Origin of the sequence: Enterobacter sp. MGH85, assembly GCF_001037655.1 — a bacterium.
GTDB classification, from domain to species: Bacteria; Pseudomonadota; Gammaproteobacteria; order Enterobacterales; family Enterobacteriaceae; genus Enterobacter; species Enterobacter intestinihominis.
The window spans coordinates 926,111-951,280 of sequence record NZ_KQ089925.1 but is presented as its reverse complement, the minus strand read 5'-3'; the positions used below and the strand labels follow the sequence as shown (position 1 = coordinate 951,280).

The window sequence follows — 25,170 nt, the reverse complement described above, 5'->3', positions numbered from 1 at the left end:
GACGGAGTTTTTATGCGTACCCTACACAATATTGACCTGAAAAATAACGAAAGTGGTTTTACCCTGCGCTGGCAGGACCGTCTGATTTTATCCCACTCTGCGGATGCCCCTTGCCTGTGGATCGGCGCAGGTGAGGCGGATATCGAGATGTTTCGCGGCAACTTCAGCATCAAAGACAAGCTCAACGAAAAGATTGCCCTGACGAACGCGACCGTTACGCAGCAAAGCGCGGGCTGGGCAATCCGCTTTACCCGCGGCGACGCGGTGAGCGCGACACTGCTGGTGGGCGTAGATGCTGAAGGCCGTCTGGAGCTGAAGCTGAAAAATGACGCCGCCAGCCATAACCGCATCTGGCTGCGGCTGGCAGCTCAGCCTGACGATCATATTTACGGCTGCGGCGAGCAGTTCTCGTATTTCGATCTGCGCGGCAAGCCGTTTCCGCTGTGGACCAGCGAGCAGGGCGTGGGCCGCAATAAGCAGACCTACGTCACCTGGCAGGCCGACTGCAAAGAGAACGCGGGCGGCGATTACTACTGGACCTTCTTCCCGCAGCCTACCTTCGTGAGCACCCAGAAGTACTACTGCCACGTGGATAACAGCTGTTATATGAACTTCGACTTCAGCGCGCCGGACTTCCACGAGCTGGCGTTCTGGGAAGATAACGCCACGCTGCGCTTCGAATGCGCAGAAACCTACGTCGATCTGCTGGAAAAACTGACCGGCCTGCTGGGGCGTCAGCCTGAACTGCCGGACTGGGTTTACGACGGCGTGACGCTGGGTATTCAGGGTGGCACCGAGGTGTGTCAGCAGAAGCTCGACGCCATGCGCGAGGGCGGCGTGAAGGTGAACGGCATCTGGGCGCAGGACTGGTCCGGCATCCGGATGACCTCCTTCGGCAAACGCGTGATGTGGAACTGGAAGTGGAACAGCGCGCTCTATCCGCAGCTTGATGAGCGGATTGCGCAGTGGAAACAGGAAGGCGTGCAGTTCCTCTCCTATATCAACCCGTACGTCGCCAGCGATAAAGATCTCTGCGAAGAGGCGGCGAAACGCGGCTATCTGACCAAAAACGCCAACGGCGAGGATTACCACGTTGAGTTCGGCGAATTCTACGCGGGCGTTATCGACCTGACCAACCCGGCAGCCTACGGCTGGTACAAAGAGGTCATAAAAAAGAACCTGATCGAACTGGGCTGCGGCGGCTGGATGGCCGATTTCGGGGAATATCTGCCGACCGATACCTTCCTGCACAACGGCGTTAGCGCGGAGATCATGCATAACGCCTGGCCTGCCCTGTGGGCGAAATGTAACTACGAAGCACTGGAGGAGACCGGCAAGCTCGGGGAGATCCTGTTCTTCATGCGCGCGGGCTACACCGGCAGCCAGAAGCACTCGGTGATGATGTGGGCGGGGGATCAGAACGTCGACTGGAGCCTGGACGACGGTCTGGCGTCCGTCGTACCGGCGGCGCTGTCTCTGGCGATGACCGGGCACGGGTTGCACCACAGCGACATTGGCGGCTATACGACGCTGTTCGAGATGAAGCGCAGCAAAGAGCTGCTGCTGCGCTGGTGCGACTTCAGCGCCTTTACGCCGATGATGCGTACCCACGAGGGCAATCGCCCTGGCGACAACTGGCAGTTCGACGGCGACGCCGAAACAATCGCGCACTTCGCGCGCATGACCACCGTGTTCACCACTCTGAAGCCGTACATCAAAGCGGCGGTTGCGCAGAACGCGAAAAGCGGCCTGCCGGTGATGCGTCCGCTGTTCCTGCACTACGAGGACGACGCGCGCGCCTACACGCTGAAATACCAGTACCTGTTTGGCCGCGATTTGCTGGTGGCCCCGGTTCATGAAGAGGGACGCCGCGACTGGTCGCTCTATCTGCCGCAGGACAGCTGGGTCAATGCGTGGACGGGGGAAATCTGCCGGGGCGGTGACGTGACCGTTGATGCCCCGCTCGGCAAACCGCCGGTCTTCTATCGCCAGCAAAGCGAATGGGCAGATCTGTTTAGCACCTTACGTCATATCTGATAAGGCTCGCCCGCGGGGAAACCTGCGGGCAGACGGAGAACAATAATGAGTCAACATACTTCTGACCCGGCAACCCTGCGCCTGCCGTTTAAAGAAAAACTCGCCTACGGGATGGGCGATCTCGGCTCTAACATCCTGCTGGATATCGGCACGCTGTATCTGCTGAAGTTCTACACCGACGTGTTGGGACTGCCCGGTACCTACGGGGGGATTATCTTCCTGATTGCGAAGTTTTTTACCGCCTTCACCGATATGGGCACCGGGATCATGCTCGACTCCCGGCGCAAGATTGGCCCGAAAGGGAAATTCCGCCCGTTCGTGCTGTATGCAGCCTTCCCTGTGACGCTGCTGGCGATTGCCAACTTCGTCGGCACACCGTTTGAGATGACCGGCAAAACGGTGATGGCAACGGTGCTGTTCATGCTGTACGGCTTGTTCTTCAGCATGATGAACTGCTCTTACGGCGCGATGGTGCCCGCCATTACCAAAAACCCGGACGAGCGAGCCTCGCTAGCGGCCTGGCGTCAGGGCGGCGCCACGCTCGGCCTGCTGCTCTGTACCGTGGGCTTTGTCCCGGTGATGAACCTCATTGAGGGCAATGACCAGCTTGGCTACATCTTTGCCGCCACCCTCTTCTCGCTGTTCGGGTTGTTCTTTATGTGGTGGTGCTATAAGGGCGTAACCGAGCGTTACGTTGAGACGCAACCTGCTAACCCGGCGCAGAAACCGGGGCTGTTGCAGTCGTTTCGCGCCATCGCCGGGAACCGTCCGCTGTTTATCCTGTGCATCGCTAACCTGTGCACGCTGGGTGCCTTTAACGTCAAACTCGCCATTCAGGTCTACTACACGCAGTACGTGCTGAACGACCCGATCCTGCTGTCGTACATGGGCTTCTTCAGCATGGGCTGTATTTTTATCGGCGTCTTTATGATGCCTGGCGCGGTGCGGCGCTTTGGTAAGAAAAAGGTCTATATCAGCGGGCTGGCAATTTGGGTGGCAGGCGATCTGCTTAACTACTTCTTCGGCGGCGGCTCGGTGAGCTTTGTGGCGTTCTCCTGTCTGGCGTTCTTCGGTTCCGCGTTCGTGAACAGCCTGAACTGGGCGCTGGTCTCCGATACCGTGGAGTACGGCGAGTGGCGCACCGGCGTACGCTCCGAGGGGACGGTCTATACCGGCTTTACCTTCTTCCGCAAGGTATCGCAGGCGCTGGCGGGCTTCTTCCCGGGGATCATGCTTACGCAGATTGGCTATGTGCCCAACGTGGTGCAATCCGCCGGCACGGTTGAAGGGCTGCGGCAGCTGATATTTATCTACCCGAGCCTGCTGGCGGTCATCACCATCGTGGCGATGGGCTGCTTCTACAACCTCAACGAGAAGATGTATGTGCGCATCGTGGAAGAAATTGAGCTGCGCAAACGTACGGCATAAATGACGTGATTGAGCGCCCTGCGGGGCGCTTTGAGGATCGACCATGACACACAATACTGATCCGTTAACCCTGAAATTGAGCCTGCGAGAGAAGTGCGCCTACGGGATGGGCGATTTTGGCTCGAACCTGATGCTGTGTATTGGCACGCTGTATCTGCTGAAGTTTTACACGGACGAGCTGGGCATGCCCGCGTTCTACGGCGGCATCATTTTTCTGGTCGCCAAGTTCTTTACCGCGTTTACCGACATGCTGACCGGGGTGCTGCTGGACTCCCGGCGTAATATCGGCGCGCGGGGGAAATTCCGGCCATTCATTCTCTACGCCTCCGTCCCGGTGGCGCTGGTGGCCACGGCGCAGTTTATGGCCAACGACTTTAGCCTGACGGTGAAAACGGCCCTCGCCACCGTGCTCTTCATGATGTTTGGCCTCTGCTACAGCCTGATGAACTGCGCCTACGGTGCAATGGTTCCGGCCATCACCAAAAACCCGAACGAGCGCGCGCAGCTTGCGGCGTGGCGTCAGGGCGGCGCAACGGTAGGACTGTTGCTCTGCACCGTCGGCTTTATGCCGATTCAGGCGCTGTTCGTCAGCCAGCCCTCACTCGGCTATCTGGTGGCCGCGCTGGTGTTCGTCACCGGGGGGCTGTTCTGCATGTGGTGGTGCTACAGCGGGGTGAAAGAGCGCTACGTCGAGCTTACGCCCGATCACCATAAGCCCGGCATTCTGAAATCATTCTGCGCAATTTTCCGCAATCCGCCGCTGCTGGTGCTGTGCATCGCCAACCTCTGTACCCTCGCCGCGTTTAACATCAAGCTGGCGATTCAGGTCTACTACACCCAGTACGTGCTGAACGATCTGCATCTCCTGTCGTGGATGGGCTTTTTCAGTATGGGCTGCATTCTGATTGGCGTGTTTCTGGTGCCTGGCGCGGTAAAACGCTTTGGCAAGAAACCGGTCTATCTGGGCGGGCTGGCGCTGTGGGCGGTGGGCGACGTGCTGAATTTCTTCTGGGGAACCAGCTCCCTGCTGTTCGTGCTCTTTTCCTGCATGGCCTTCTTCGGCACGGCGTTTGTGAACAGCCTGAACTGGGCGCTGGTGCCGGATACGGTTGATTACGGCGAGTGGAAAACCGGGATTCGCGCCGAAGGGTCGGTGTATACCGGCTATACCTTCTCGCGCAAAATCTCCGCGGCGCTCGCCGGTTTTCTGCCCGGCATCATGCTGACCCAGATTGGCTACGTTCCCCATGCCGTGCAGAGCGCGGGCACGCTGCTGGGTTTGCGTCAGCTGATTTTCCTCTGGCCGTGCGGCCTGGCGATCGTTGCTGCCGTGACCATGGGGCTGTTTTATAAACTCAACGAAGCGCGCTTCGCCTTTATTATCGAGGAGATTGGAAAACGGAAAAAACAGACAGCAAATACCCCTGAGATAACCACCAACAATAAAGCGTCAGCAGTCACTTTATAACTATAAATCCGGCCAATATGTCCTTCCTGTTAATCAGGAGGGAGGCCTTTCTGTACCTGATACATGGACAAATTATGAATAGAATCATCACCGTACTGATCGTGTCGTCTGTGTCCTGCCCGGTTTTTGCCGGGGCCTATGTCGAAACGCGCGAAGCGTACAATACGGCCTCTGAGCTGCACGAGGTGATCCTGCGTGCGGGCTATAACTTCGATATGGGCGCGGGGCTGATGTTCACCAACGCTTATAACGTGGGGAAATGGGACGAACTGAAGCACAGCTATAACGAAATCGAGGGTTGGTATCCGCTCTTCAAACCGACCGACAAACTCACCTTCCAGCCCGGCGGGTTAATTAACGACAGCAGCGCAGGATCGGGTGGAGCACTCTATTTAGATACTAACTATAAATTTACGGACTGGTTTAATCTGACGTTCCGCTATCGCTATAACCATAACAATTACGATACGCCGGACTATAACGGACAGATGGATAAAAACGACACGCACGAATTCGCCAACTACTGGAATTTCAAAGTGACGGATGCGTTTTTCTACACCTTTGAGCCGCACTTTTTCCAGCGGGTGAATGATTACCACAGCAAAAATGGCAAAGATCATCACTGGGAAATTACCAACAAGTTCAGCTATAAAATCGACAGAAACTGGCTGCCGTATCTTGAGCTACAGTGGCTGGACCGATGGAATGATTACAACCGCGAGCAGTACCGGATCCGTTTAGGGTTACGTTATTCGTTCTAATAAAAAAGCCGCTGATCGCTCAGCGGCTTTTCGTTGCCAGGTGGCGCTTACGCTTTACCCGGCCTACGGCATAACCGAATTACTCTTCTTTCGCACCGCGCATAGCACGTTTACGATCGTTCTCGGTCAGGTGACGTTTACGGATACGAATTGACTGAGGCGTCACTTCTACCAGTTCGTCATCATCGATGAATTCCAGAGCCTGCTCCAGCGTCATCTTGATCGGTGGAACCAGAACCGTCGCTTCGTCAGTACCGGACGCACGCATGTTGGTCAGTTTCTTACCGGTCAGGCAGTTTACCGTCAGGTCGTTAGAACGGCTGTGAATACCGATGATCTGGCCTTCGTAAACTTCAGCACCGTGACCCAGGAACAGCTTACCGCGATCCTGCAGACCGAACAGCGCAAACGCAACCGCTTTACCCTGACCGTTGGAGATCAGTACGCCGTTGTTACGCTGGCCCACTTCGCCAGGACGGATGTCGTCATAGTGGCTGAAGGTGGAGTACAGCAGACCCGTACCGGAGGTCATGGTCATGAACTCAGAACGGAAGCCGATCAGGCCACGGCTTGGGATCACGTAGTCGAGACGTACGCGGCCTTTGCCATCTGGATTCATGTTTTTCAGGTCGCCTTTACGCTCACCCAGTGCCTGCATGACAGAACCCTGGTGCTGCTCTTCAACGTCCAGCGTTACGTTTTCGAACGGCTCTTGTTTACGGCCATCGATTTCGCGGAAGATAACTTTCGGACGGGATACCGCCATCTCGAAACCTTCACGACGCATGTTCTCAATCAGAACAGACAGGTGCAGCTCACCACGACCGGAAACGCGGAATGCATCAGCGTCTTCGGTTTCTTCAACGCGCAGCGCAACGTTATGCACCAGCTCTTTGTTCAGGCGGTCAAGGATCTGACGAGAGGTAACGAACTTACCTTCTTTACCACAGAACGGAGAGGTGTTGACGTTGAAGAACATGGATACGGTTGGTTCATCAACGGACAGGGCTGGCAGCGCTTCGACGTTCTGCGGATCGCAGATGGTGTCGGAGATGTTCAGTTCACCCAGACCGGTAATAGCGATGATGTCGCCCGCTTCAGCGATGTCGCTCTCGATACGCTCAAGACCCAGGTGAGTCAGAACTTTACCGACTTTACCGTTACGGGTTTTGCCTTCGCTATCGATGATAGTGACCTGCTGGTTAGGCTTCACTTTACCGCGCTTGATACGACCAATGCCGATTACGCCAACATAGTTGTTGTAGTCGAGCTGGGAGATCTGCATTTGCAGGGTGCCTTCCAGGTCAACGTTTGGCGCAGGAACGCGGTCAACAATCGTCTGGTACAGCGGAGTCATGTCTTCCGCCATGTCTTCGTGATCCAGACCGGCGATACCGTTCAGCGCAGACGCATAAACGATAGGGAAGTCCAGCTGTTCGTCAGTCGCGTCGAGGTTAACGAACAGGTCGAAGACCTGGTCAACAACCCAGTCAGGACGCGCGCCAGGACGGTCAACCTTGTTGATCACAACGATAGGTTTCAGGCCGTGGGCAAATGCTTTTTTGGTCACGAAGCGCGTTTGCGGCATAGGGCCATCAAATGCGTCAACCACCAGCAGCACGGAATCCACCATGGACATCACGCGCTCAACTTCACCACCGAAGTCGGCGTGCCCTGGGGTATCAACGATGTTGATACGGTAGTCATTCCATTTGATAGCGGTGTTTTTGGCGAGGATGGTAATCCCACGCTCTTTCTCCAAATCGTTGGAGTCCATCACACGCTCTTGAGTTTCGGCACGAGCATCAAACGTACCGGACTGCTGTAGCAGCTTGTCAACCAGGGTAGTTTTACCATGGTCGACGTGCGCGATGATGGCGATATTACGCAATTTTTCGATCACAACTTTGCCTCAGGCATTTAGAAATAGCGCGTTATTGTACACGGATTAATCGCACTACAAAACAGGATCACAAACATCCCCCGCAAACAAGTATTGCAGAGATGCTTTGTGATCGCTTTCACGGAGCGGTAAAAGGGCACTTTAACGTAAATTGCACCAATATGGTGCTCAATGTTCACACTGAGGCACTATAATGGTGCAACGAATCCAATGTGGTGCAGCCCTTCTGCACTATGGTGCGCATGATAACGCCTTTTTGGGGTGTTTTAAAAGTTGGCACAGATTTCGCTTTACAGAAATACAGTAAAAATATGGCAGCCCAGCCGATTTGAAGACCTCGTTACCACGACGACAATGACCAATCTGGAGAGTTAAGTATGTCCGCTGAACACGTTTTGACGATGCTGAACGAACATGAAGTGAAGTTTGTTGATCTGCGCTTCACCGATACCAAAGGTAAAGAACAGCACGTCACGATCCCTGCTCATCAGGTGAACGCCGAATTCTTTGAAGAAGGCAAAATGTTTGACGGCTCCTCCATTGGCGGCTGGAAAGGCATTAACGAATCCGACATGGTTCTGATGCCAGATGCAACCACTGCGCTCATTGACCCGTTCTACGAAGAACCTACGCTGATCATCCGCTGCGATATCCTGGAACCTGGCACGCTGCAAGGCTATGACCGTGACCCACGCTCCATCGCAAAACGCGCTGAAGAGTACCTGCGTTCTACCGGTATTGCAGACACCGTTCTGTTCGGGCCAGAGCCAGAGTTCTTCCTGTTCGACGACATCCGTTTTGGTGCTTCCATTTCTGGTTCCCACGTCGCTATCGATGACATCGAAGGCGCATGGAACTCTTCCACCAAGTATGAAGGTGGTAACAAAGGTCACCGTCCGGGCGTGAAAGGCGGTTACTTCCCGGTTCCTCCGGTCGATTCTTCACAGGACATCCGTTCTACCATGTGTCTGATCATGGAAGAGATGGGCCTGGTTGTTGAAGCGCACCACCATGAAGTGGCAACGGCTGGCCAGAACGAAATCGCCACCCGCTTCAACACCATGACCAAAAAAGCGGACGAAATTCAGATCTACAAATACGTTGTGCACAACGTTGCGCACCGTTTCGGTAAAACCGCGACCTTCATGCCAAAACCAATGTTTGGCGACAACGGTTCCGGCATGCACTGCCACATGTCCCTGTCCAGGAACGGTACTAACCTGTTCTCTGGCGACAAGTACGCGGGTCTGTCCGAGCAGGCGCTGCACTACATCGGTGGTGTTATCAAACACGCTAAAGCGATCAACGCCCTGGCGAACCCAACCACTAACTCCTACAAGCGTCTGGTCCCTGGCTACGAAGCACCGGTAATGCTGGCGTACTCTGCCCGTAACCGTTCTGCGTCTATCCGTATCCCTGTGGTGGCGTCTCCGAAAGCGCGTCGTATCGAAGTGCGCTTCCCGGACCCGGCGGCTAACCCATACCTTTGCTTCGCAGCACTGCTGATGGCCGGTCTGGACGGTATCAAGAACAAGATCCACCCGGGCGAAGCCATGGACAAAAACCTGTACGACCTGCCGCCAGAAGAAGCGAAAGAGATCCCACAGGTTGCCGGCTCTCTGGAAGAAGCCCTCCAGGCGCTGGACGCAGACCGCGAGTTCCTGACCGCTGGCGGCGTGTTCACCGATGAAGCTATCGACGCTTACATCGCGCTGCGTACCGAAGAAAATGACCGCGTTCGCATGACGCCGCACCCGGTTGAGTTCGAACTGTACTACAGCGTTTAATTGATTTGTTTTACCCGGCGCATACGCGTCGGGAGTCGTTGCCGTGGAAACTTTAGCCCATCTTCGGATGGGCTTTTTTCTCCACCAACAACCTGATCTCACGCGCTTTTTACCTCTAAAACGCTATACTGCACTAAAATAGTGCAACGACTCCAGGAGACTGCTGAATGGCAACTGGCACGCTGCCCGATGCTGGGCAGATCCTCAATTCTTTAATTAACAGTATTTTGCTGGTCGACGACGAGCTGGCGGTGCATTACGCCAACCCGGCGGCGCAGCAGCTGCTCGCCCAAAGCGCCCGTAAACTGTTTGGCACGCCGCTGCCAGAACTGCTGAGCTATTTCTCGCTGAATATTGGCCTGATGCAGGAGAGTTTGCAGGCGGGTCAGGGCTTCACCGATAACGAAGTGACGCTGGTGATTGACGGACGCTCGCATATTTTGTCCCTCACCGCACAGCGCCTGCCAGATGGCATGATTCTGCTGGAAATGGCGCCGATGGATAACCAGCGTCGTCTCAGCCAGGAGCAGCTTCAGCATGCGCAGCAGATTGCGGCGCGCGACCTGGTGCGCGGGCTGGCCCATGAGATCAAAAACCCGCTGGGCGGCTTACGCGGTGCGGCACAGCTTCTGACCAAAGCGCTGCCTGACCCTGCCCTGGCGGAGTATACCAACGTCATTATTGAGCAGGCGGACCGTCTGCGTAATCTGGTCGATCGCCTGCTCGGGCCGCAGCAGCCAGGGATGCACGTTTCAGAAAGCATTCACAAGGTCGCGGAGCGGGTGGTGAAACTCGTCTCGATGGAGCTGCCGGATAACGTCACGCTGGTGCGTGACTATGACCCAAGCCTGCCGGAGCTGGCGCACGATCCGGACCAGATTGAACAGGTGCTGTTGAACATTGTGCGTAACGCGTTGCAGGCGCTGGGCCCGGAGGGGGGCGAAATTATTCTGCGTACCCGCACCGCGTTCCAGCTGACGCTGCACGGTGTGCGTTATCGTCTGGCGGCACGTATTGATGTGGAAGATAACGGGCCGGGGATCCCGCCGCATCTCCAGGACACCCTGTTCTACCCGATGGTCAGCGGTCGCGAAGGCGGCACCGGGCTGGGGTTATCCATAGCCCGTAATTTGATTGATCAACACTCCGGCAAAATTGAATTTACCAGTTGGCCGGGACATACCGAGTTTTCGGTTTTCCTGCCGATTAAAAAATAAAGGTGACGTTTATGCAACGAGGGATAGTCTGGGTAGTCGATGACGATAGCTCCATCCGTTGGGTGCTTGAACGCGCGCTCACGGGAGCGGGATTAAGCTGCACGACGTTTGAGAGCGGCAGCGAGGTGCTCGATGCGCTTACCACCAAAACGCCGGACGTGCTGCTCTCGGATATTCGCATGCCGGGAATGGACGGACTGGCGCTCTTAAAGCAGATCAAACAGCGCCACCCCATGCTTCCGGTCATCATAATGACCGCCCACTCCGACCTGGATGCCGCCGTCAGCGCATACCAGCAGGGGGCGTTTGATTACCTGCCAAAACCGTTTGATATCGACGAAGCCGTTGCGCTGGTTGAGCGCGCTATCAGCCACTATCAGGAGCAACAGCAGCCCCGCAATGCCCCCGACTTTGGACCAACGACGGACATCATCGGTGAAGCGCCGGCCATGCAGGACGTGTTTCGCATCATCGGGCGTCTGTCGCGTTCGTCTATCAGCGTCTTGATTAACGGTGAATCAGGGACCGGTAAAGAGTTGGTCGCACACGCCCTGCATCGCCACAGCCCGCGGGCGAAAGCCCCCTTTATCGCCCTGAACATGGCAGCGATCCCTAAGGATTTAATTGAGTCTGAACTCTTCGGCCACGAAAAAGGGGCATTTACCGGAGCCAATACCATTCGTCAGGGACGCTTTGAACAGGCTGACGGCGGCACGCTTTTCCTGGATGAAATCGGCGATATGCCGCTGGATGTACAGACCCGACTGTTGCGCGTGCTGGCAGATGGACAGTTTTACCGCGTGGGCGGGTATGCGCCGGTGAAGGTGGACGTACGCATTATCGCCGCGACGCACCAGAACCTGGAGCTGCGCGTACAGGAGGGGAAATTCCGTGAGGATTTATTCCATCGTCTGAACGTGATCCGCGTCCACCTGCCGCCGCTGCGCGAGCGTCGGGAAGATATCCCGCGTCTGGCGCGCCATTTCCTGCAGGTGGCGGCCCGCGAGCTGGGCGTGGAAGCCAAGCAGCTTCATCCGGAAACGGATGCCGCCCTCACCCGTCTGGCGTGGCCGGGCAACGTGCGTCAGCTGGAAAACACCTGTCGCTGGCTGACGGTGATGGCCGCCGGCCAGGAAGTGCTGATTCAGGATTTACCGGCAGAACTGTTTGAAGCCACCGTGCCCGAGAGCACCGCAGGACATACGTTGCCGGACAGCTGGGCAACGCTGCTGGCGCAGTGGGCAGATCGCGCGCTGCGTTCCGGTCATCAAAACTTGCTCTCTGAAGCACAGCCTGAAATGGAGCGCACGCTGTTGACCACCGCGCTTCGTCATACCCAGGGCCACAAACAGGAAGCGGCTCGCCTGTTGGGATGGGGTCGAAACACCCTGACGCGCAAGCTGAAAGAGCTGGGAATGGAGTGATCTTACTCCGCTGTGTAAAGGTTACTAATTGAGCGTAAAGTTCCGTTATTTTGCGCTTTACTGTTCCGATGAGTTTTGTATGATCGTGCCCGGAAACTGGAGGGATGCATCATGCTGGAATCATTAGTGACCTTGCTTTCGAGCGGTGCAGCAGAAAGCCACACGCCACAAACTGCCGTTGCGGCGGTATTGTGTGCGGCACTGGTTGGGCTGTTTAGCTAACGAGCTGTTGATGAAAAGCCGGGTGGCGCTTCGCCTTACCCGGCCTACATAAATGCGAGTTGTAGGCCGGGTAAGCGAAGCGCCTCCCGGCATTGCAACTTAAATCACGCGCGAGAACTGCTGTAAACGTGCTTTCTGGCGCAGATAGGCATCGAAGCACATGCAGATATTACGAATCAACAGACGCCCCTTCGGCGTGACGACCACCGCGCTCTCCGACACATCCACCAGCCCGTCTTTCGCCAGCGGCGCAAGAAGCTTCAGGTCTTCGGCAAAGTAATCGCTGAATTGCAGATCCCATTGCGACTCCACCTCGCGGAATTCGAGACGGAAGTTGCAGATAAGCGCCTTAATCACATCACGACGGATGCAGTCGTCGCGCGTTAACGCAATGCCGCGCCACAGCGCGTTGCCCGTTTCATCAACTTGCTGGTAATACAGCTTCAGCTCTTTTTGGTTCTGGGCGTAGCAGTCGCCAATCATGCTGATAGCGGAGACACCCATTCCGAGCAGATCGGTATCTCCCTGGGTGGTGTATCCCTGGAAGTTACGGTGGAGAACACCTTCGCGCTGGGCAATCGCCAGTTCGTCGTCAGGGCGGGCAAAGTGATCCATCCCGATAAACTGATAGCCGGTTTCGGTCAGCGAGGCGATGGTCTCCTGCAAAATGTCCAGCTTCTGCTGGGCGGAAGGCAGATCCGCATCTTTGATTTTGCGCTGCGCGGCGAACAGCGTCGGCAGGTGCGCATAGTTAAAGACGCTCAGACGGTCCGGGTTGAGCTCAGCCACGCGTTTAAGCGTGTAGGCGAAGCTCTCCGGCGTCTGCTTCGGCAGGCCGTAAATCAGGTCTATATTCGTTGAGGTAAAGCCGATTTCACGCGCATGGTTGAGTAAGGCAAAGATAAACGCTTCATCCTGCTCGCGGTTGACCAGGCGCTGTACTTCTTTGTTGAAGTCCTGTACGCCCATACTCAGGCGGTTGAAGCCTTCGGCGCGTAAATGATCCAGCACATCCAGCTCGATTTCACGCGGATCGACCTCGATCGAAATTTCAGCGTCGTGGTTAAAACTGAAATTGCCGCGCAGAAGCGCCATCAGGCGGCTGATCTGCGCTTTGTTCAGATAAGTTGGCGTACCGCCGCCCCAGTGAAGCTGGCTGACGTGACGGCCTTTAAACAGCGGTGCGCGGTGCAGAATTTCCTGTTCAAGCGCATCGAGGTATTGATCGGCTTTGTGCTGCTGGCGGGTAACGATTTTATTGCAGCCGCAGAAGTAGCAGAGCTTGTGGCAGAACGGAATATGGACGTAGAGCGACAGCGGGCGCTCGGGATAGCGCGCCACAGCATGCTGAAAATCCGCCTCGCCGTAAGCGTCAGAAAACTCCAGCGCGGTGGGGTATGAGGTATAACGCGGCCCGGAATAGTTATATTTCTGGATCAGGGCCAAATCCCAGTCGATAGATGGTACAGACATGCTCACTCCTTCCGTTGGTGTCGCGTTCGTATACGGCGGCCCGTTCTGGTCCCGTTGCGGGCCATCATTCGGGTGCGCAGCCACTTCTGTCGCCGCGACAACCGCCGTAGTTTAACGAATAACCACACCAGATAACATATAACCGGAAGGGTTATAAGCAGGACGAGTGTACCTGCCGGGTGCAAATGTTAGTTTCCACCTTTCAGCAGACGCATCATATCTTCCTGCTTTTCGTCTTCCTCTTCGTCTTCTTCATCATCGTAGGACAGACCCAGCTTCTGCATCAGTTCATCAATGCGATCCAGTTTGGCATCTACCCAGGACTGCTCTTCAGCGGTCAGGGTTTCACCCTCTTCAAGACGTTCCAGCAGCGCATCCAGGCGCTCATCGTTCTCCAGCATATCCAGCTCAGCCTGCGGTGAAAGCATAGGTTTCTCGCTCTTTGGTTTGTGCTGCTTAGTGACCGGCGTGTCTGTCACGCCCAGTGGAATGGGAGTTTTACTGCCGATACGAGGATCTTTCTGCTGTTTGCCTTTTGCAGAAGCGCCTGCGGCACCGCCACCGTTAGCACGGCTACCCGCAGTATGGCCACGATGCTTTTTATCGCGTTTGCGATCGCGCGCTTCCTGATTCAGTTCTTCGCGCGTTTTGCGGCGTGCTTTTGCAGGGCGTTTCGCGCCCGCAGCGGAGGTCGGTTTTTTCATGATGTTTTATCTTTAAGTCGTTTTCTTCAGTATAGAATTGCGGCGAAATCTAGCAGAAAGCAAGCAAAGAAAAAAGGCGACAGAGCAATCTGTCGCCTTTTTTCCTGACTCACAACCCTTAACGGGTCAGACATTCCCTGTTTGCCTTCAACAAACCCTGTTTATCCCTTGGCTACTACCGTCCGTGATACGGTTCCGTTTCCTGTTAAAAACGCCTCCAGGCGCCGGTCGTCCTGACAATCCTGAGTCTTCGCCTCCTGGCGCTCCTGACCCTTATCCTTAAGTCGTTTTCCTGCTGGCATCCTCGCCTTGACGCACACTTTACCTTGTTCTCTTAAACTAACAAGCAACGAAAAGGTACTAAACCGGATTTTCAGATAATTACTCATTAATAACTCTTTGAATTTTAATATTTTTAGTTTTTTAGCGCCTGCGATTTCTCTTAAATTTCTCATAAGCTTAAGGGCAGATCTCTTACATTCCGTAGGGCTTTCACTTACACGTCAATGACGAAGGGAAAAGCCTTTTGCCCGCATTCAGGTATAATCCCCCGCAGATTACGATTTTTGGAGACGACCACGTGACTACCTGGAACTACCAACAGACGCATTTTGTCACCAGTGCGCCCGATATTCGCCACCTGCCCTCAGACACAGGGATTGAAGTGGCATTTGCTGGGCGCTCCAATGCGGGAAAATCCAGCGCCCTGAATACGCTGACCAATCAGAAAAACCTGGCGCGTACCTCAAAAACACCTGGCCGTACTCAGCTGATTAACCTGTTTGAAGTGGCTGAAGGCAAACGCCTGGTCGATTTACCGGGCTACGGTTACGCGCAGGTACCGGAAGAGATGAAGATCAAATGGCAGCGTGCACTGGGTGAATACCTGGAAAAACGCATGTGTCTGAAAGGTCTGGTGGTGCTGATGGATATTCGACACCCGCTAAAAGATCTCGACCAGCAGATGATTGACTGGGCGGTGGCAAGCGATATTGCGGTGCTGGTGCTGCTGACAAAAGCGGATAAGCTGGCGAGCGGCGCGCGCAAGGCGCAGGTGAACAAGGTGCGTGAAGCGGTGCTGGCATTCAACGGTGATGTACAGGTTGAACCGTTCTCCTCGCTGAAAAAGCAGGGTGTGGACAAACTGCGACAGAAGCTAGACAGCTGGTTTAACGATCTGGAACCGGCGACAGAAGCGGAAGCAGAGTAACAACAGGCGCGGCGATGACCGCGTTTTTTTCGCCCGAAACTTTCCTTCCCGCAATAAAAAACGCCCCAGTCATTACTGACTGGGGCGGCTAAAATATTCAGCCAAATCCGATTACGTGAAGTAAAAGGTCTGAAAGATAGAACATCTTACCTCTGTACCCTACGTCGTTAACTCTACTCTTTTTTTGTCTCTTGAAAAAGCACTTTTTGTAGTTTTTTTTCATTCTTTACATAGGGAATTCTAATGATCGTCACAAAACGCGCGTACTTATGTTGCTTACTTACATAAAAAGCGCGTTATCCCGATAACGCTTAGTGAGCCTGATCCCAGTTTTCGCCGCTACCCACTTCCACCAGCAACGGAACGTCCAGCTTCATGCTGTTTTCCATCAGTTCATGGATCTTCTGAGAGACCTCTTCCAGGTCGTCTTTATGGACTTCAAATACCAGTTCATCGTGTACCTGCATGATCATTTTCACGCGCGGTTTCTCTTTTTCCAGCCAGGCATCAACGGCGATCATCGCGCGTTTGATGATGTCTGCCGCAGTGCCCTGCATCGGGGCATTGATAGCAGCACGTTCAGCGCCAGCACGGCGCGCGGCGTTGCTGGATTTGATGTCCGGAAGGTAAAGACGACGGCCATCCAGCGTTTCAACGTAGCCTTTCTCTTTCGCCTGCGCGCGGGTACGCTCCATATATTCCAGCACGCCCGGATAGCGCTCAAAGTAGAGATCCATATACTTCTGCGACTCTTTACGCGGAATGTTGAGCTGGCGTGAAAGGCCAAATGCGCTCATGCCGTAAATAAGGCCAAAGTTAATCGCTTTAGCGCTACGACGCTGTTCGTTTGTCACGCTGTCCAGCGGCAGGCCAAACACTTCGGCAGCTGTCGCCCGGTGGATATCCTTCCCTTCGGCAAATGCCGTCAGCAGGCCTTTGTCACGCGACAGGTGCGCCATAATACGCAGTTCGATTTGCGAGTAGTCTGCGGAGACAATCAGATAATCCTCTGGCGCAATGAAAGCCTGGCGTATACGGCGGCCCTCTTCATTACGCACCGGAATGTTTTGCAGGTTAGGATCGGTTGACGAAAGCCGCCCGGTCGCCGCTACAGCCTGGTGATAGGAGGTGTGTACGCGGCCCGTTTTCGGGTTGATCATCAACGGCAGTTTGTCGGTATAGGTCGATTTCAGCTTGGCCAGACCACGGTACTGCAGGATAACTTTTGGCAGCGGATAGTCCAGCGCCAGCTCTTCCAGCACCTCTTCAGAGGTTGAAGGCGCGCCGCCCGGCGTTTTCTTCAGCGGTTTAATACCCTGCTTTTCAAACAGGATGGTTTGCAGCTGTTTCGGTGACGACAGGTTAAATGCCTCTCCAGCAAGTTCATGCGCTTTCTGTTCAAGCTCGGTCAGGCGCTGCGCCAGCTCGCCAGAGTGATTATGCAGCACCGTTTGGTCGATTTTGACGCCGTTACGCTCAATGCGGGACAGCACAGGCACCAGCGGCATCTCAATGTTCTGGAAAACATTCAGCGGCCCTTCGTGCTTCTGCAATTTCGGCCACATTTTGAGATGCAGCTGTAGCGTGACGTCAGCGTCTTCCGCGGCGTAGCGGCCTGCTTCTTCCAGCGCGATCTGGTTAAAGGTCAGCTGATTTTTGCCCTTACCGGCAATTTCTTCAAAGGTGATGGTTTTGTGTTTCAGCCAACGATCGGATAAGGAATCCATATCATGGCGGCCCGCCACGCTGTCCAGAATGTAAGATTCCAGCATGGTGTCAAAAGCGATACCACGCAGTTCAATGCCGTAGTTTTGCAGAATACCGCGGTCGTACTTCAGGTTTTGCCCGACCTTCAGCGCTTTCTCGTCTTCCAGAATCGGCTTCAGCAGTTCTAAGGCGCGCTCGCGCGAGATCTGCTCCGGCGCATCCAGATAGTCATGCGCTACCGGAACATAGGCTGCCATACCCGGCTCCGTCGCGAATGACAGACCTACCATATTGGCAGATATGTTATCGAGACTGTCCGTTTCGGTATCGAACGCAAATACCGGTGCTTTTTTCAGCTTTTCAATCCAGGCGACGAGCTGCGACTCTTCAAGGATGGTTTCATAGTTATCGAATGAGAGCGCTGCCGCTTCTTCTTCTGCCTGCTCTTCGGCATCGACAACGATAGTTTCTTTCGGCTTCGCCGCAGCTTTTGCCCCTTTCGCCTGAAGCCATTTCCCGGCTTCGACATCCGTGGTCCAGCGTTTAAATTCGTATTTTCTGAACAGGCCAAGCAGTTCTTCTGCGGCGGGTTCCTGCACTTCAAGCTGGTCGCAGGTAAGCTCCAGCTCGACGTCGGTTTTGATGGTGGCTAACTGATAAGAGAGGTAAGCCACCTCTTTGTTATCGGCGAGCTTTCCGGCCATGGTTTTTGCACCACGGAAGGTAAGTCCGGCAATTTTGTCGGACTCAGCGTACAGCGTATCCAACCCACCTAACCCTTGCAGCAGCGCCTGAGCTGTTTTTTCGCCCACGCCCGGCACGCCAGGGATGTTATCCGAGGAATCCCCCATCAGGGCGAGGAAATCAATAATGAGTTCTGGCGGCACGCCATATTTGGCAACCACTTCTTCCGGGCCAAGAATGGTGTTGGTCATGGTATTAATCAGCGTGATCCCAGGTGTTACCAGCTGCGCCATGTCTTTATCACCGGTACTGATCAGCACCGGGCGGCCAGCCTTTTCAGCTTCGCGCGCCAGGGTGCCAATAACGTCGTCAGCCTCAACGCCCGAGACAGCCAGCAAAGGCAGCCCCATCGCTTTGACCATAGCGTGCAGCGGTTCAATCTGCGCACGCAGATCGTCAGGCATGGGAGGACGGTGAGATTTGTAATGCTCAAATAATTCATCGCGGAAGGTTTTCCCCTTCGCATCAAACACCACTGCCGCATGGGTTGGGTGGTAGTGCAGAATCAGGCTGCGCAGCATATTCAGCACGCCGTACATTGCGCCGGTAGGTTCCCCTGCGCTGTTGGTCAGAGGAGGAAACGCATGATACGCCCGATAAAGGTAAGAAGAGCCATCGACGAGTATAAGTGGGTTTTCTGGGATCTGAACCATAATGTCCGTGCCTTTAATTAATTTATGGGTAAAGGATGCCACAGAAGGATGAAAACATCAGGTTTTAGCGCTTTATACAGAAAAAGATTTTGCGATCGTGAAGATCGCTCGCAAAAACAAACTGTGGATAAGTTTGTGCATATTTTTAATACAGGTGAATAACAGTTCTATAAAACTGATACTGAAAACTTATTTATCAAATAAAATCAATTAGTTGAAATTAGATCACTTAAGATCCCACCCCGATGATGGTTATTTAGTCTATGTGGATATAAGACGTAAGCACCCTGTCTATATAGAAAATTTCGCTGCATGGCAGGAAAAGCCGCAGCCTCTTCGTGCGAAAGCGCCCTGGTCTGGGCCAATATCTGATAAGATCGGCGCCCAGCACCGGATAGCCGGCTGCTTAATTACAGCTAACTATCTGAAAAAATTCATTATGTCGAAAATACTCGCTGCGATAACCTTATTGCTAAGCGTCATTTTAACTATTCTGGTTACCATCGCCTGTTCTGTGCCAATCATCGTTGCCGGAATAATTAAGCTCCTGCTGCCCGTCCCTCCGGTATGGCGTGCAGTGTCTGCTTTTTGTAATTTTATGATGTACTGCTGGTGTGAAGGGCTGGCGATCCTGTTGTATCTGAACCCCTGGTTAAAGTGGGACGTTCAGGGCCTTGAGAAGCTGAATAAAAAGAACTGGTATCTGCTGATCTGCAATCATCACAGCTGGGCCGACATCGTTGTATTGTGCGTGCTGTTTCGCAAACATATTCCGATGAACAAATACTTTCTGAAACAGCAACTGGCATGGGTGCCTTTCATTGGTCTGGCCTGCTGGGCGCTGGATATGCCGTTTATGAAACGCTATTCACGCAGCTATCTGATTCGTCATCCGGAACGCCGCGGTATGGACGTGGAAACTACGCGCCGTTCTTGCGAGAAGTTTCGCGCGCATCCCACCACCATAGTTAATTTCGTCGAAGGTTCGCGCTTTACCGAAGAGAAGCGCCAGCAGACTCGCTCTCCGTATCAGCACCTGTTGCCGCCAAAGGCAGCGGGTATCGCAATGGCCCTCAACGTGCTGGGTGAGCAGTTTGATAAATTGTTGAACGTAACGCTCTGCTATCCGGAAAACGACAGGACGCCGTTCTACGATATGCTCAGCGGCAAGCTGACGCGTATCGTAGTCCGCGTTGATCTGTTGCCCATCGATACGGAACTGCACGGTGATTACGTTAACGATAAAAACTTCAAACGTCGTTTCCAGCTTTGGCTCAATACACTCTGGAAAGAGAAAGACGAACAGATAGCGGAGTTAAAATCTTCATACAAAAACGCCGGTCAATGACCGGCGTTTTCTTTATGTTTGTTACTTCATCTCAACCAGGTGTTTCACGGTATCAGCGTACTGTTGTACGAAGATATCCATACTGGTGGTGTCCATACCACGCATATTTACCTGGTATTTACCGTTAACATACATCGCCGGCACGCCCTGCAACTGGAAGTCAGCGGCAGCTTTTTCCTGCTGTGCCACGAGAGATTTCACCACAAAACTGTTCCAGGCAGCGTCGTAGTCTTCACCTTTCACACCGGCATCAACAAACACTTTACGGATATCTGCCGTAGTTTGTACGGTCTGGGTTTTCTGTACGGCTTCAAACATAGGCGCGGTGATCTTATCTTCCACACCCAGCGCAATCGCAACCGCCCATGCCTGAGTCAGATCTTTACCCAATGGGCCAAGGAACTCAACGTGGTATTTCGTCATTTTGGTGCCTTCCGGCAGCTTTTTCTTCACGTTGTCAGAAACATGAAGTACCTGCTCAAACTCGTAGCAGTGCGGGCAGTAGAAGGAGAAGAACTCCAGCACCTGAGGCTCGCCAGCTACAGGCTTGTCCAGCGTAATGTACTGCTTGCCGTCGGTAAACTGCGCAGCAGTTGCGCTAAATGCCAGAATCATACCAGCCAGCGCCAGCCAAATTTTTTTCATGATTAACTCTCTCCTGGGTGTGTCCAATTAATACATCGGCGTTAATTGCAGAGGGGGTTCCTGTAGAACCTTAACCTGCTCGGTAAATGTGGATATCTGGTTGCGCCAGTAATCCTCCCCGGTAAGCCAGGGGAAATTTCGGGGAAAAGCCGGGTCTTCCCAACGCCTGATTAACCACGCGAGATAATAAACAAATCGCATCGCACGTAAAGGCTCTATCAGGGCAATTTCGTCTGAATTAAAGGGGCTAAATTCTTCATAAGCTTCAATTATGGTCTCAAGCTGCATGCGCTGCTCGGCTTTATCACCGTTGAGCAGCATCCACAGATCCTGCACCGCAGGTCCCATACGAGCGTCATCAAGATCGACAAATAGCGGGCCGTCGCGCCAGAGAATATTCCCGGCGTGGCAGTCACCGTGCAGGCGTAGAGCGGTAATATCATCCCGCCAGCAGGCTTTTACAGCATCAATAAGCTTATCGGTCGCCGTGAGGAAATTATCCTTAAGCGCCTTTGGGATCAGCGCCGATGTTTCGAATACCTCTCGCGGCTCAATAAGATATTCCTGAACACCAATCGTCGGTCGGGCAACAAACGATTTTTTACGTCCCGTCTGATGAATGCGCCCCAGATAACGGGCAACCCATTCCATCTGATCGATATTATCTGCCTCAAACTGTCTTCCGCCCAGGCTCGGAAATACCGCGTAGTAAAAACCCTGATGGGTCAGCAGCGTTTGGTTATTAAATTTGAGCGGTGCCGCAACGGGAACATCGTCATCCAGCAGATCGTGGGCAAACTGATGCTCTTCCTGAATTTGTTCTGCGGACCAGCGCTGTGGCCGGTAAAACTTTACGACAAAGCGCTGGCGCTCTTCGTCCTGAAATTGGTAGACACGGTTTTCGTAGCTGTTTAAAGGGGTTAACCCGGAATCCACCCGAATACCCTGCTCGAACAGCGCATCCATAATGGTATCCGGGTGTAGTGTCTGGAAAGTAAAAGCCTGGTCGTTCATCCGATCATCCGGAAATTATACGAATGATTCAGGATATCATCTTGTGGCGATTTCGGTGGCTCCGCTTACAAGCTTTTACTCTTTAATTACGCCTCGGGCGCGCAGTAATGCGGTTTTAAAATCCTCTTCATAATCTTTCTGAATACCAGGAATAACAGCATCTTTAGCCGAGTCACGCATTTTGAGGTGGTAGATCAGGATGTCGTCAGAAAGGTCTGCCAGTTCGCCATCAAAACCTGACTCTTTCGCCAGTTTCTGTAAAAATTGCATCAGATTCAGCTCTGGCTCTTTTTGCCAGGCCGGCTGGAGAAGCTCGATGACTTCATTAAGACGTTTACATTTCATGGTAGTGCTCCTTTCATTTAGAGAGACACGTTAGCAGGGTCAATCCCACAATAAAAGAGGCGATATTCGTGAATCAATGCCAGGAAATCATCGGGGTCGTTCTTGCCGGAGGCAGGGCAACGCGAATGGGCGGAAAAGATAAAGGTCTTCAGCTCCTGAACAACACCCCCTTATGGCAGCATGTTGCTGATACGCTGGCAAATCAGGTGTCGTCGATGGCGATCAGCGCTAACCGACATGTTGATATTTATCAGCGCAGTGGGTATCCGGTTTATCAGGATAAGCTTGTGGACTACCCCGGCCCGCTGGCGGGAATGCTTTCCGTTATGCAGCAGTCGCACGGAGAGTGGTTTCTCTTTTGTTCATGTGATACGCCCTTCATCCCGTCCTGTCTGGTTGAACGTCTGGTGCAGCGGTGCGAGGGTGCTCCCGTCGTCTGGGTACACGACGGCGAACGCGACCATCCGACGATCGCATTGATTAATCGCTCGTTAATATCTGCGCTGGAAGATTACCTGGCCGCAGGAGAGCGACGCGTCATGGTATTTATGCGCCAGTCAGGAGGGCATTCCGTTGATTTCAGCGACATGAAATCGGCGTTTGTGAATGTAAACACGACGGAAGATTTGCAGATGATGCAGGAGAAGAAATGATACCCGTATTAGCGATCTCTGCCTGGAGCGGCACCGGGAAGACTACGCTGCTAAAAAAGCTGATACCTGCACTTTGCGCTAAAGGTATTCGTCCCGGATTGATTAAGCACACGCACCATAACATGGATGTCGATAAGCCGGGGAAAGATAGCTATGAGCTGCGTAAGGCTGGCGCTGCACAAACGATGGTGGCGAGTAACCAGCGCTGGGCGTTAATGACAGAAACTCCGGATGAAGCACCGCTGGATCTCGCTTATCTTGTCAGCCGGATGGATCATTCCACGCTGGATCTGGTGCTGGTTGAGGGGTTTAAGCACGAGGCTGTTGCGAAGATCCTGCTGTTCAGAAACGGTGCCGGGCATGATGTAAGTGAGTTAACGCTGGATGAACATGTGATTGCTGTGGCCAGTGACGCTGCGTTGACGCTGGAAGTACCGGTTCTGGATTTGAATAATGTGGAGGGGATTGCAGAGTTTATTTTGGCGTGGTGTGCAGTCTGAGATCTGCCGGGTGACGGCTTCGCCTTACCCGGCCTACCGTTTTTCGACGTATAAACGCAAAAAGGCCATCCTTGCGGATGGCCTCTTCACTTGTTTGATGCCTGGCAGTTCCCTACTCTCACATGGGGAGACCCCACACTACCATCGGCGCTACGGCGTTTCACTTCTGAGTTCGGCATGGGGTCAGGTGGGACCACCGCGCTAAAGCCGCCAGGCAAATTCTGTTAATCTGTATCAGGCTGAAAATCGTGTCTGTCTCTTCGCCAAAACAGCTTCGGCGTTGTAAGGTTAAGCCTCACGGTTCATTAGTATCGGTTAGCTCAACGCATCGCTGCGCTTACACACCCGACCTATCAACGTCGTCGTCTTCAACGTTCCTTCAGGAGACTCAAGGTCTCAGGGAGAACTCATCTCGGGGCAAGTTTCGTGCTTAGATGCTTTCAGCACTTATCTCTTCCGCATTTAGCTACCGGGCAGTGCCATTGGCATGACAACCCGAACACCAGTGATGCGTCCACTCCGGTCCTCTCGTACTAGGAGCAGCCCCCCTCAATTCTCCAGCGCCCACGGCAGATAGGGACCGAACTGTCTCACGACGTTCTAAACCCAGCTCGCGTACCACTTTAAATGGCGAACAGCCATACCCTTGGGACCTACTTCAGCCCCAGGATGTGATGAGCCGACATCGAGGTGCCAAACACCGCCGTCGATATGAACTCTTGGGCGGTATCAGCCTGTTATCCCCGGAGTACCTTTTATCCGTTGAGCGATGGCCCTTCCATTCAGAACCACCGGATCACTATGACCTGCTTTCGCACCTGCTCGCGCCGTCACGCTCGCAGTCAAGCTGGCTTATGCCATTGCACTAACCTCCTGATGTCCGACCAGGATTAGCCAACCTTCGTGCTCCTCCGTTACTCTTTGGGAGGAGACCGCCCCAGTCAAACTACCCACCAGACACTGTCCGCAACCCGGATTACGGGTCTACGTTAGAACACCAGCCATTAAAGGGTGGTATTTCAAGGTTGGCTCCACGCAGACTGGCGTCCACGCTTCAAAGCCTCCCACCTATCCTACACATCAAGGACCAGTGTTCAGTGTCAAGCTATAGTAAAGGTTCACGGGGTCTTTCCGTCTTGCCGCGGGTACACTGCATCTTCACAGCGAGTTCAATTTCACTGAGTCTCGGGTGGAGACAGCCTGGCCATCATTACGCCATTCGTGCAGGTCGGAACTTACCCGACAAGGAATTTCGCTACCTTAGGACCGTTATAGTTACGGCCGCCGTTTACCGGGGCTTCGATCAAGAGCTTCGCGTTGCCGCTAACCCCATCAATTAACCTTCCGGCACCGGGCAGGCGTCACACCGTATACGTCCACTTTCGTGTTTGCACAGTGCTGTGTTTTTAATAAACAGTTGCAGCCAGCTGGTATCTTCGACTGATTTCAGCTTCGTCCGCAGGGACTTCACCTACACATCAGCGTGCCTTCTCCCGAAGTTACGGCACCATTTTGCCTAGTTCCTTCACCCGAGTTCTCTCAAGCGCCTTGGTATTCTCTACCTGACCACCTGTGTCGGTTTGGGGTACGATTTCGTGTTACCTGATGCTTAGAGGCTTTTCCTGGAAGCAGGGCATTTATCACTTCAGCACCGTAGTGCCTCGTCATCACACCTCAGCGTTAATAAGGTACCGGATTTACCTGGAACCTCCGCCTACATGCTTAAACCGGGACAACCGTCGCCCGGCTGACATAGCCTTCTCCGTCCCCCCTTCGCAGTAACACCAAGTACAGGAATATTAACCTGTTTCCCATCGACTACGCCTTTCGGCCTCGCCTTAGGGGTCGACTCACCCTGCCCCGATTAACGTTGGACAGGAACCCTTGGTCTTCCGGCGAGCGGGCTTTTCACCCGCTTTATCGTTAC

The 25,170-nt window shown here is 53.8% G+C and carries 20 protein-coding genes and 2 rRNA genes (1 of these 22 running past the window's edge); 12 read left to right on the top strand and 10 right to left on the bottom strand.

All coding sequences use genetic code 11. The features are described 5' to 3' along the window. Positions 1–12: 12 nt before the first annotated feature. The 4 genes from SK51_RS04435 to ompL all read left to right on the top strand — a co-directional run bounded on the left by SK51_RS04435 (position 13) and on the right by ompL (position 5,694). On the top strand, positions 13–2,037 hold the full coding sequence (locus tag SK51_RS04435; protein WP_023305114.1) for an alpha-glucosidase: 2,025 nt from the start codon (positions 13–15) through the stop codon (positions 2,035–2,037). A 45-nt stretch (positions 2,038–2,082) separates the two neighbouring features. Continuing rightward, complete coding sequence (locus SK51_RS04430; RefSeq protein WP_022649848.1) at positions 2,083–3,465, top strand: MFS transporter; 1,383 nt, start codon at positions 2,083–2,085, stop codon at positions 3,463–3,465. 43 nt (positions 3,466–3,508) lie between these two features. After that, entirely contained in the window at positions 3,509–4,933 is a 1,425-nt protein-coding gene (locus SK51_RS04425) for an MFS transporter (protein WP_022649849.1), read from the top strand. A 74-nt stretch (positions 4,934–5,007) separates the two neighbouring features. After that, the gene (gene ompL, locus SK51_RS04420; protein WP_032626918.1) at positions 5,008–5,694 is read left to right on the top strand and encodes a porin OmpL; all 687 of its coding nucleotides are present in this window, start codon (positions 5,008–5,010) and stop codon (positions 5,692–5,694) included. 79 nt (positions 5,695–5,773) lie between these two features. Here the strand turns inward: ompL and typA are convergent, their stop codons facing one another. Continuing rightward, positions 5,774–7,597: a ribosome-dependent GTPase TypA gene (gene typA, locus SK51_RS04415; RefSeq protein ID WP_022649851.1), complete on the bottom strand. Its 1,824-nt coding sequence runs from the start codon at positions 7,595–7,597 to the stop codon at positions 5,774–5,776. Between the two features lie 377 nt (positions 7,598–7,974). Between typA and glnA the strand changes: the two genes are divergently transcribed. The 4 genes from glnA to SK51_RS25140 all read left to right on the top strand — a co-directional run bounded on the left by glnA (position 7,975) and on the right by SK51_RS25140 (position 12,247). Further along, the gene (gene glnA / locus SK51_RS04410) at positions 7,975–9,384 is read left to right on the top strand and encodes a glutamate--ammonia ligase (protein WP_023298930.1); all 1,410 of its coding nucleotides are present in this window, start codon (positions 7,975–7,977) and stop codon (positions 9,382–9,384) included. Between the two features lie 167 nt (positions 9,385–9,551). Then, entirely contained in the window at positions 9,552–10,601 is a 1,050-nt protein-coding gene (gene glnL, locus SK51_RS04405) for a nitrogen regulation protein NR(II) (protein ID WP_003861923.1), read from the top strand. Positions 10,602–10,612: 11 nt separating this feature from the next. Continuing rightward, a complete protein-coding gene (glnG, locus tag SK51_RS04400; RefSeq protein WP_022649852.1) occupies positions 10,613–12,025 on the top strand; it encodes a nitrogen regulation protein NR(I) in 1,413 nt (470 codons plus the stop codon). A 111-nt stretch (positions 12,026–12,136) separates the two neighbouring features. Next, positions 12,137–12,247, top strand: coding sequence for a YshB family small membrane protein (locus SK51_RS25140; RefSeq protein WP_017382667.1), 111 nt, complete (start codon positions 12,137–12,139; stop codon positions 12,245–12,247). Positions 12,248–12,346: 99 nt separating this feature from the next. Here SK51_RS25140 and hemN read toward each other — a convergent pair whose 3' ends face one another. Together hemN and yihI are read right to left on the bottom strand one after the other, a co-directional pair. After that, on the bottom strand, positions 12,347–13,720 hold the full coding sequence (gene hemN, locus SK51_RS04390; RefSeq protein ID WP_023305116.1) for an oxygen-independent coproporphyrinogen III oxidase: 1,374 nt from the start codon (positions 13,718–13,720) through the stop codon (positions 12,347–12,349). Between the two features lie 188 nt (positions 13,721–13,908). Beyond that, entirely contained in the window at positions 13,909–14,424 is a 516-nt protein-coding gene (gene yihI, locus SK51_RS04385; RefSeq protein WP_022649854.1) for a Der GTPase-activating protein YihI, read from the bottom strand. Between the two features lie 580 nt (positions 14,425–15,004). On the opposite strand from yihI, the gene yihA reads away from it, so the two are divergent. Further along, positions 15,005–15,634, top strand: a complete 630-nt coding sequence (gene yihA, locus SK51_RS04375; RefSeq protein ID WP_003861913.1) for a ribosome biogenesis GTP-binding protein YihA/YsxC — start codon at positions 15,005–15,007, stop codon at positions 15,632–15,634. Between the two features lie 97 nt (positions 15,635–15,731). Here yihA and SK51_RS25835 read toward each other — a convergent pair whose 3' ends face one another. Then, positions 15,732–15,779 (bottom strand): small protein SpfP, encoded by a 48-nt coding sequence (locus SK51_RS25835; protein WP_071892919.1) that lies wholly within the window; start codon positions 15,777–15,779, stop codon positions 15,732–15,734. A 166-nt stretch (positions 15,780–15,945) separates the two neighbouring features. Beyond that, positions 15,946–18,738: a DNA polymerase I gene (polA, locus tag SK51_RS04370; RefSeq protein WP_032676787.1), complete on the bottom strand. Its 2,793-nt coding sequence runs from the start codon at positions 18,736–18,738 to the stop codon at positions 15,946–15,948. Between the two features lie 439 nt (positions 18,739–19,177). Between polA and SK51_RS04365 the strand changes: the two genes are divergently transcribed. After that, positions 19,178–20,086: an acyltransferase gene (locus SK51_RS04365; RefSeq protein WP_022649857.1), complete on the top strand. Its 909-nt coding sequence runs from the start codon at positions 19,178–19,180 to the stop codon at positions 20,084–20,086. A gap of 21 nt (positions 20,087–20,107) precedes the next feature. Here the strand turns inward: SK51_RS04365 and dsbA are convergent, their stop codons facing one another. The 3 genes from dsbA to SK51_RS04350 form a co-directional block, all read right to left on the bottom strand. Continuing rightward, on the bottom strand, positions 20,108–20,731 hold the full coding sequence (gene dsbA / locus SK51_RS04360; RefSeq protein ID WP_022649858.1) for a thiol:disulfide interchange protein DsbA: 624 nt from the start codon (positions 20,729–20,731) through the stop codon (positions 20,108–20,110). A 27-nt stretch (positions 20,732–20,758) separates the two neighbouring features. Continuing rightward, positions 20,759–21,745, bottom strand: coding sequence for a serine/threonine protein kinase (locus tag SK51_RS04355; RefSeq protein WP_022649859.1), 987 nt, complete (start codon positions 21,743–21,745; stop codon positions 20,759–20,761). Between the two features lie 75 nt (positions 21,746–21,820). Then, entirely contained in the window at positions 21,821–22,090 is a 270-nt protein-coding gene (locus tag SK51_RS04350; protein ID WP_003861904.1) for a YihD family protein, read from the bottom strand. A 68-nt stretch (positions 22,091–22,158) separates the two neighbouring features. Here SK51_RS04350 and mobA point away from each other — a divergent pair, with 68 nt between their 5' ends. Further along, a complete protein-coding gene (gene mobA / locus SK51_RS04345; protein WP_022649860.1) occupies positions 22,159–22,743 on the top strand; it encodes a molybdenum cofactor guanylyltransferase MobA in 585 nt (194 codons plus the stop codon). Continuing rightward, positions 22,740–23,243, top strand: coding sequence for a molybdopterin-guanine dinucleotide biosynthesis protein MobB (gene mobB, locus SK51_RS04340; protein WP_022649861.1), 504 nt, complete (start codon positions 22,740–22,742; stop codon positions 23,241–23,243). The genes mobA and mobB overlap by 4 nt, the downstream gene beginning before the upstream one ends. 99 nt (positions 23,244–23,342) lie before the next feature. Here mobB and rrf read toward each other — a convergent pair. Continuing rightward, positions 23,343–23,458, bottom strand: a 5S ribosomal RNA gene (gene rrf / locus SK51_RS04335). Positions 23,459–23,527: 69 nt separating this feature from the next. After that, positions 23,528–25,170: ribosomal RNA gene (locus SK51_RS25830) — 23S ribosomal RNA — on the bottom strand; it runs 883 nt beyond the window's last position.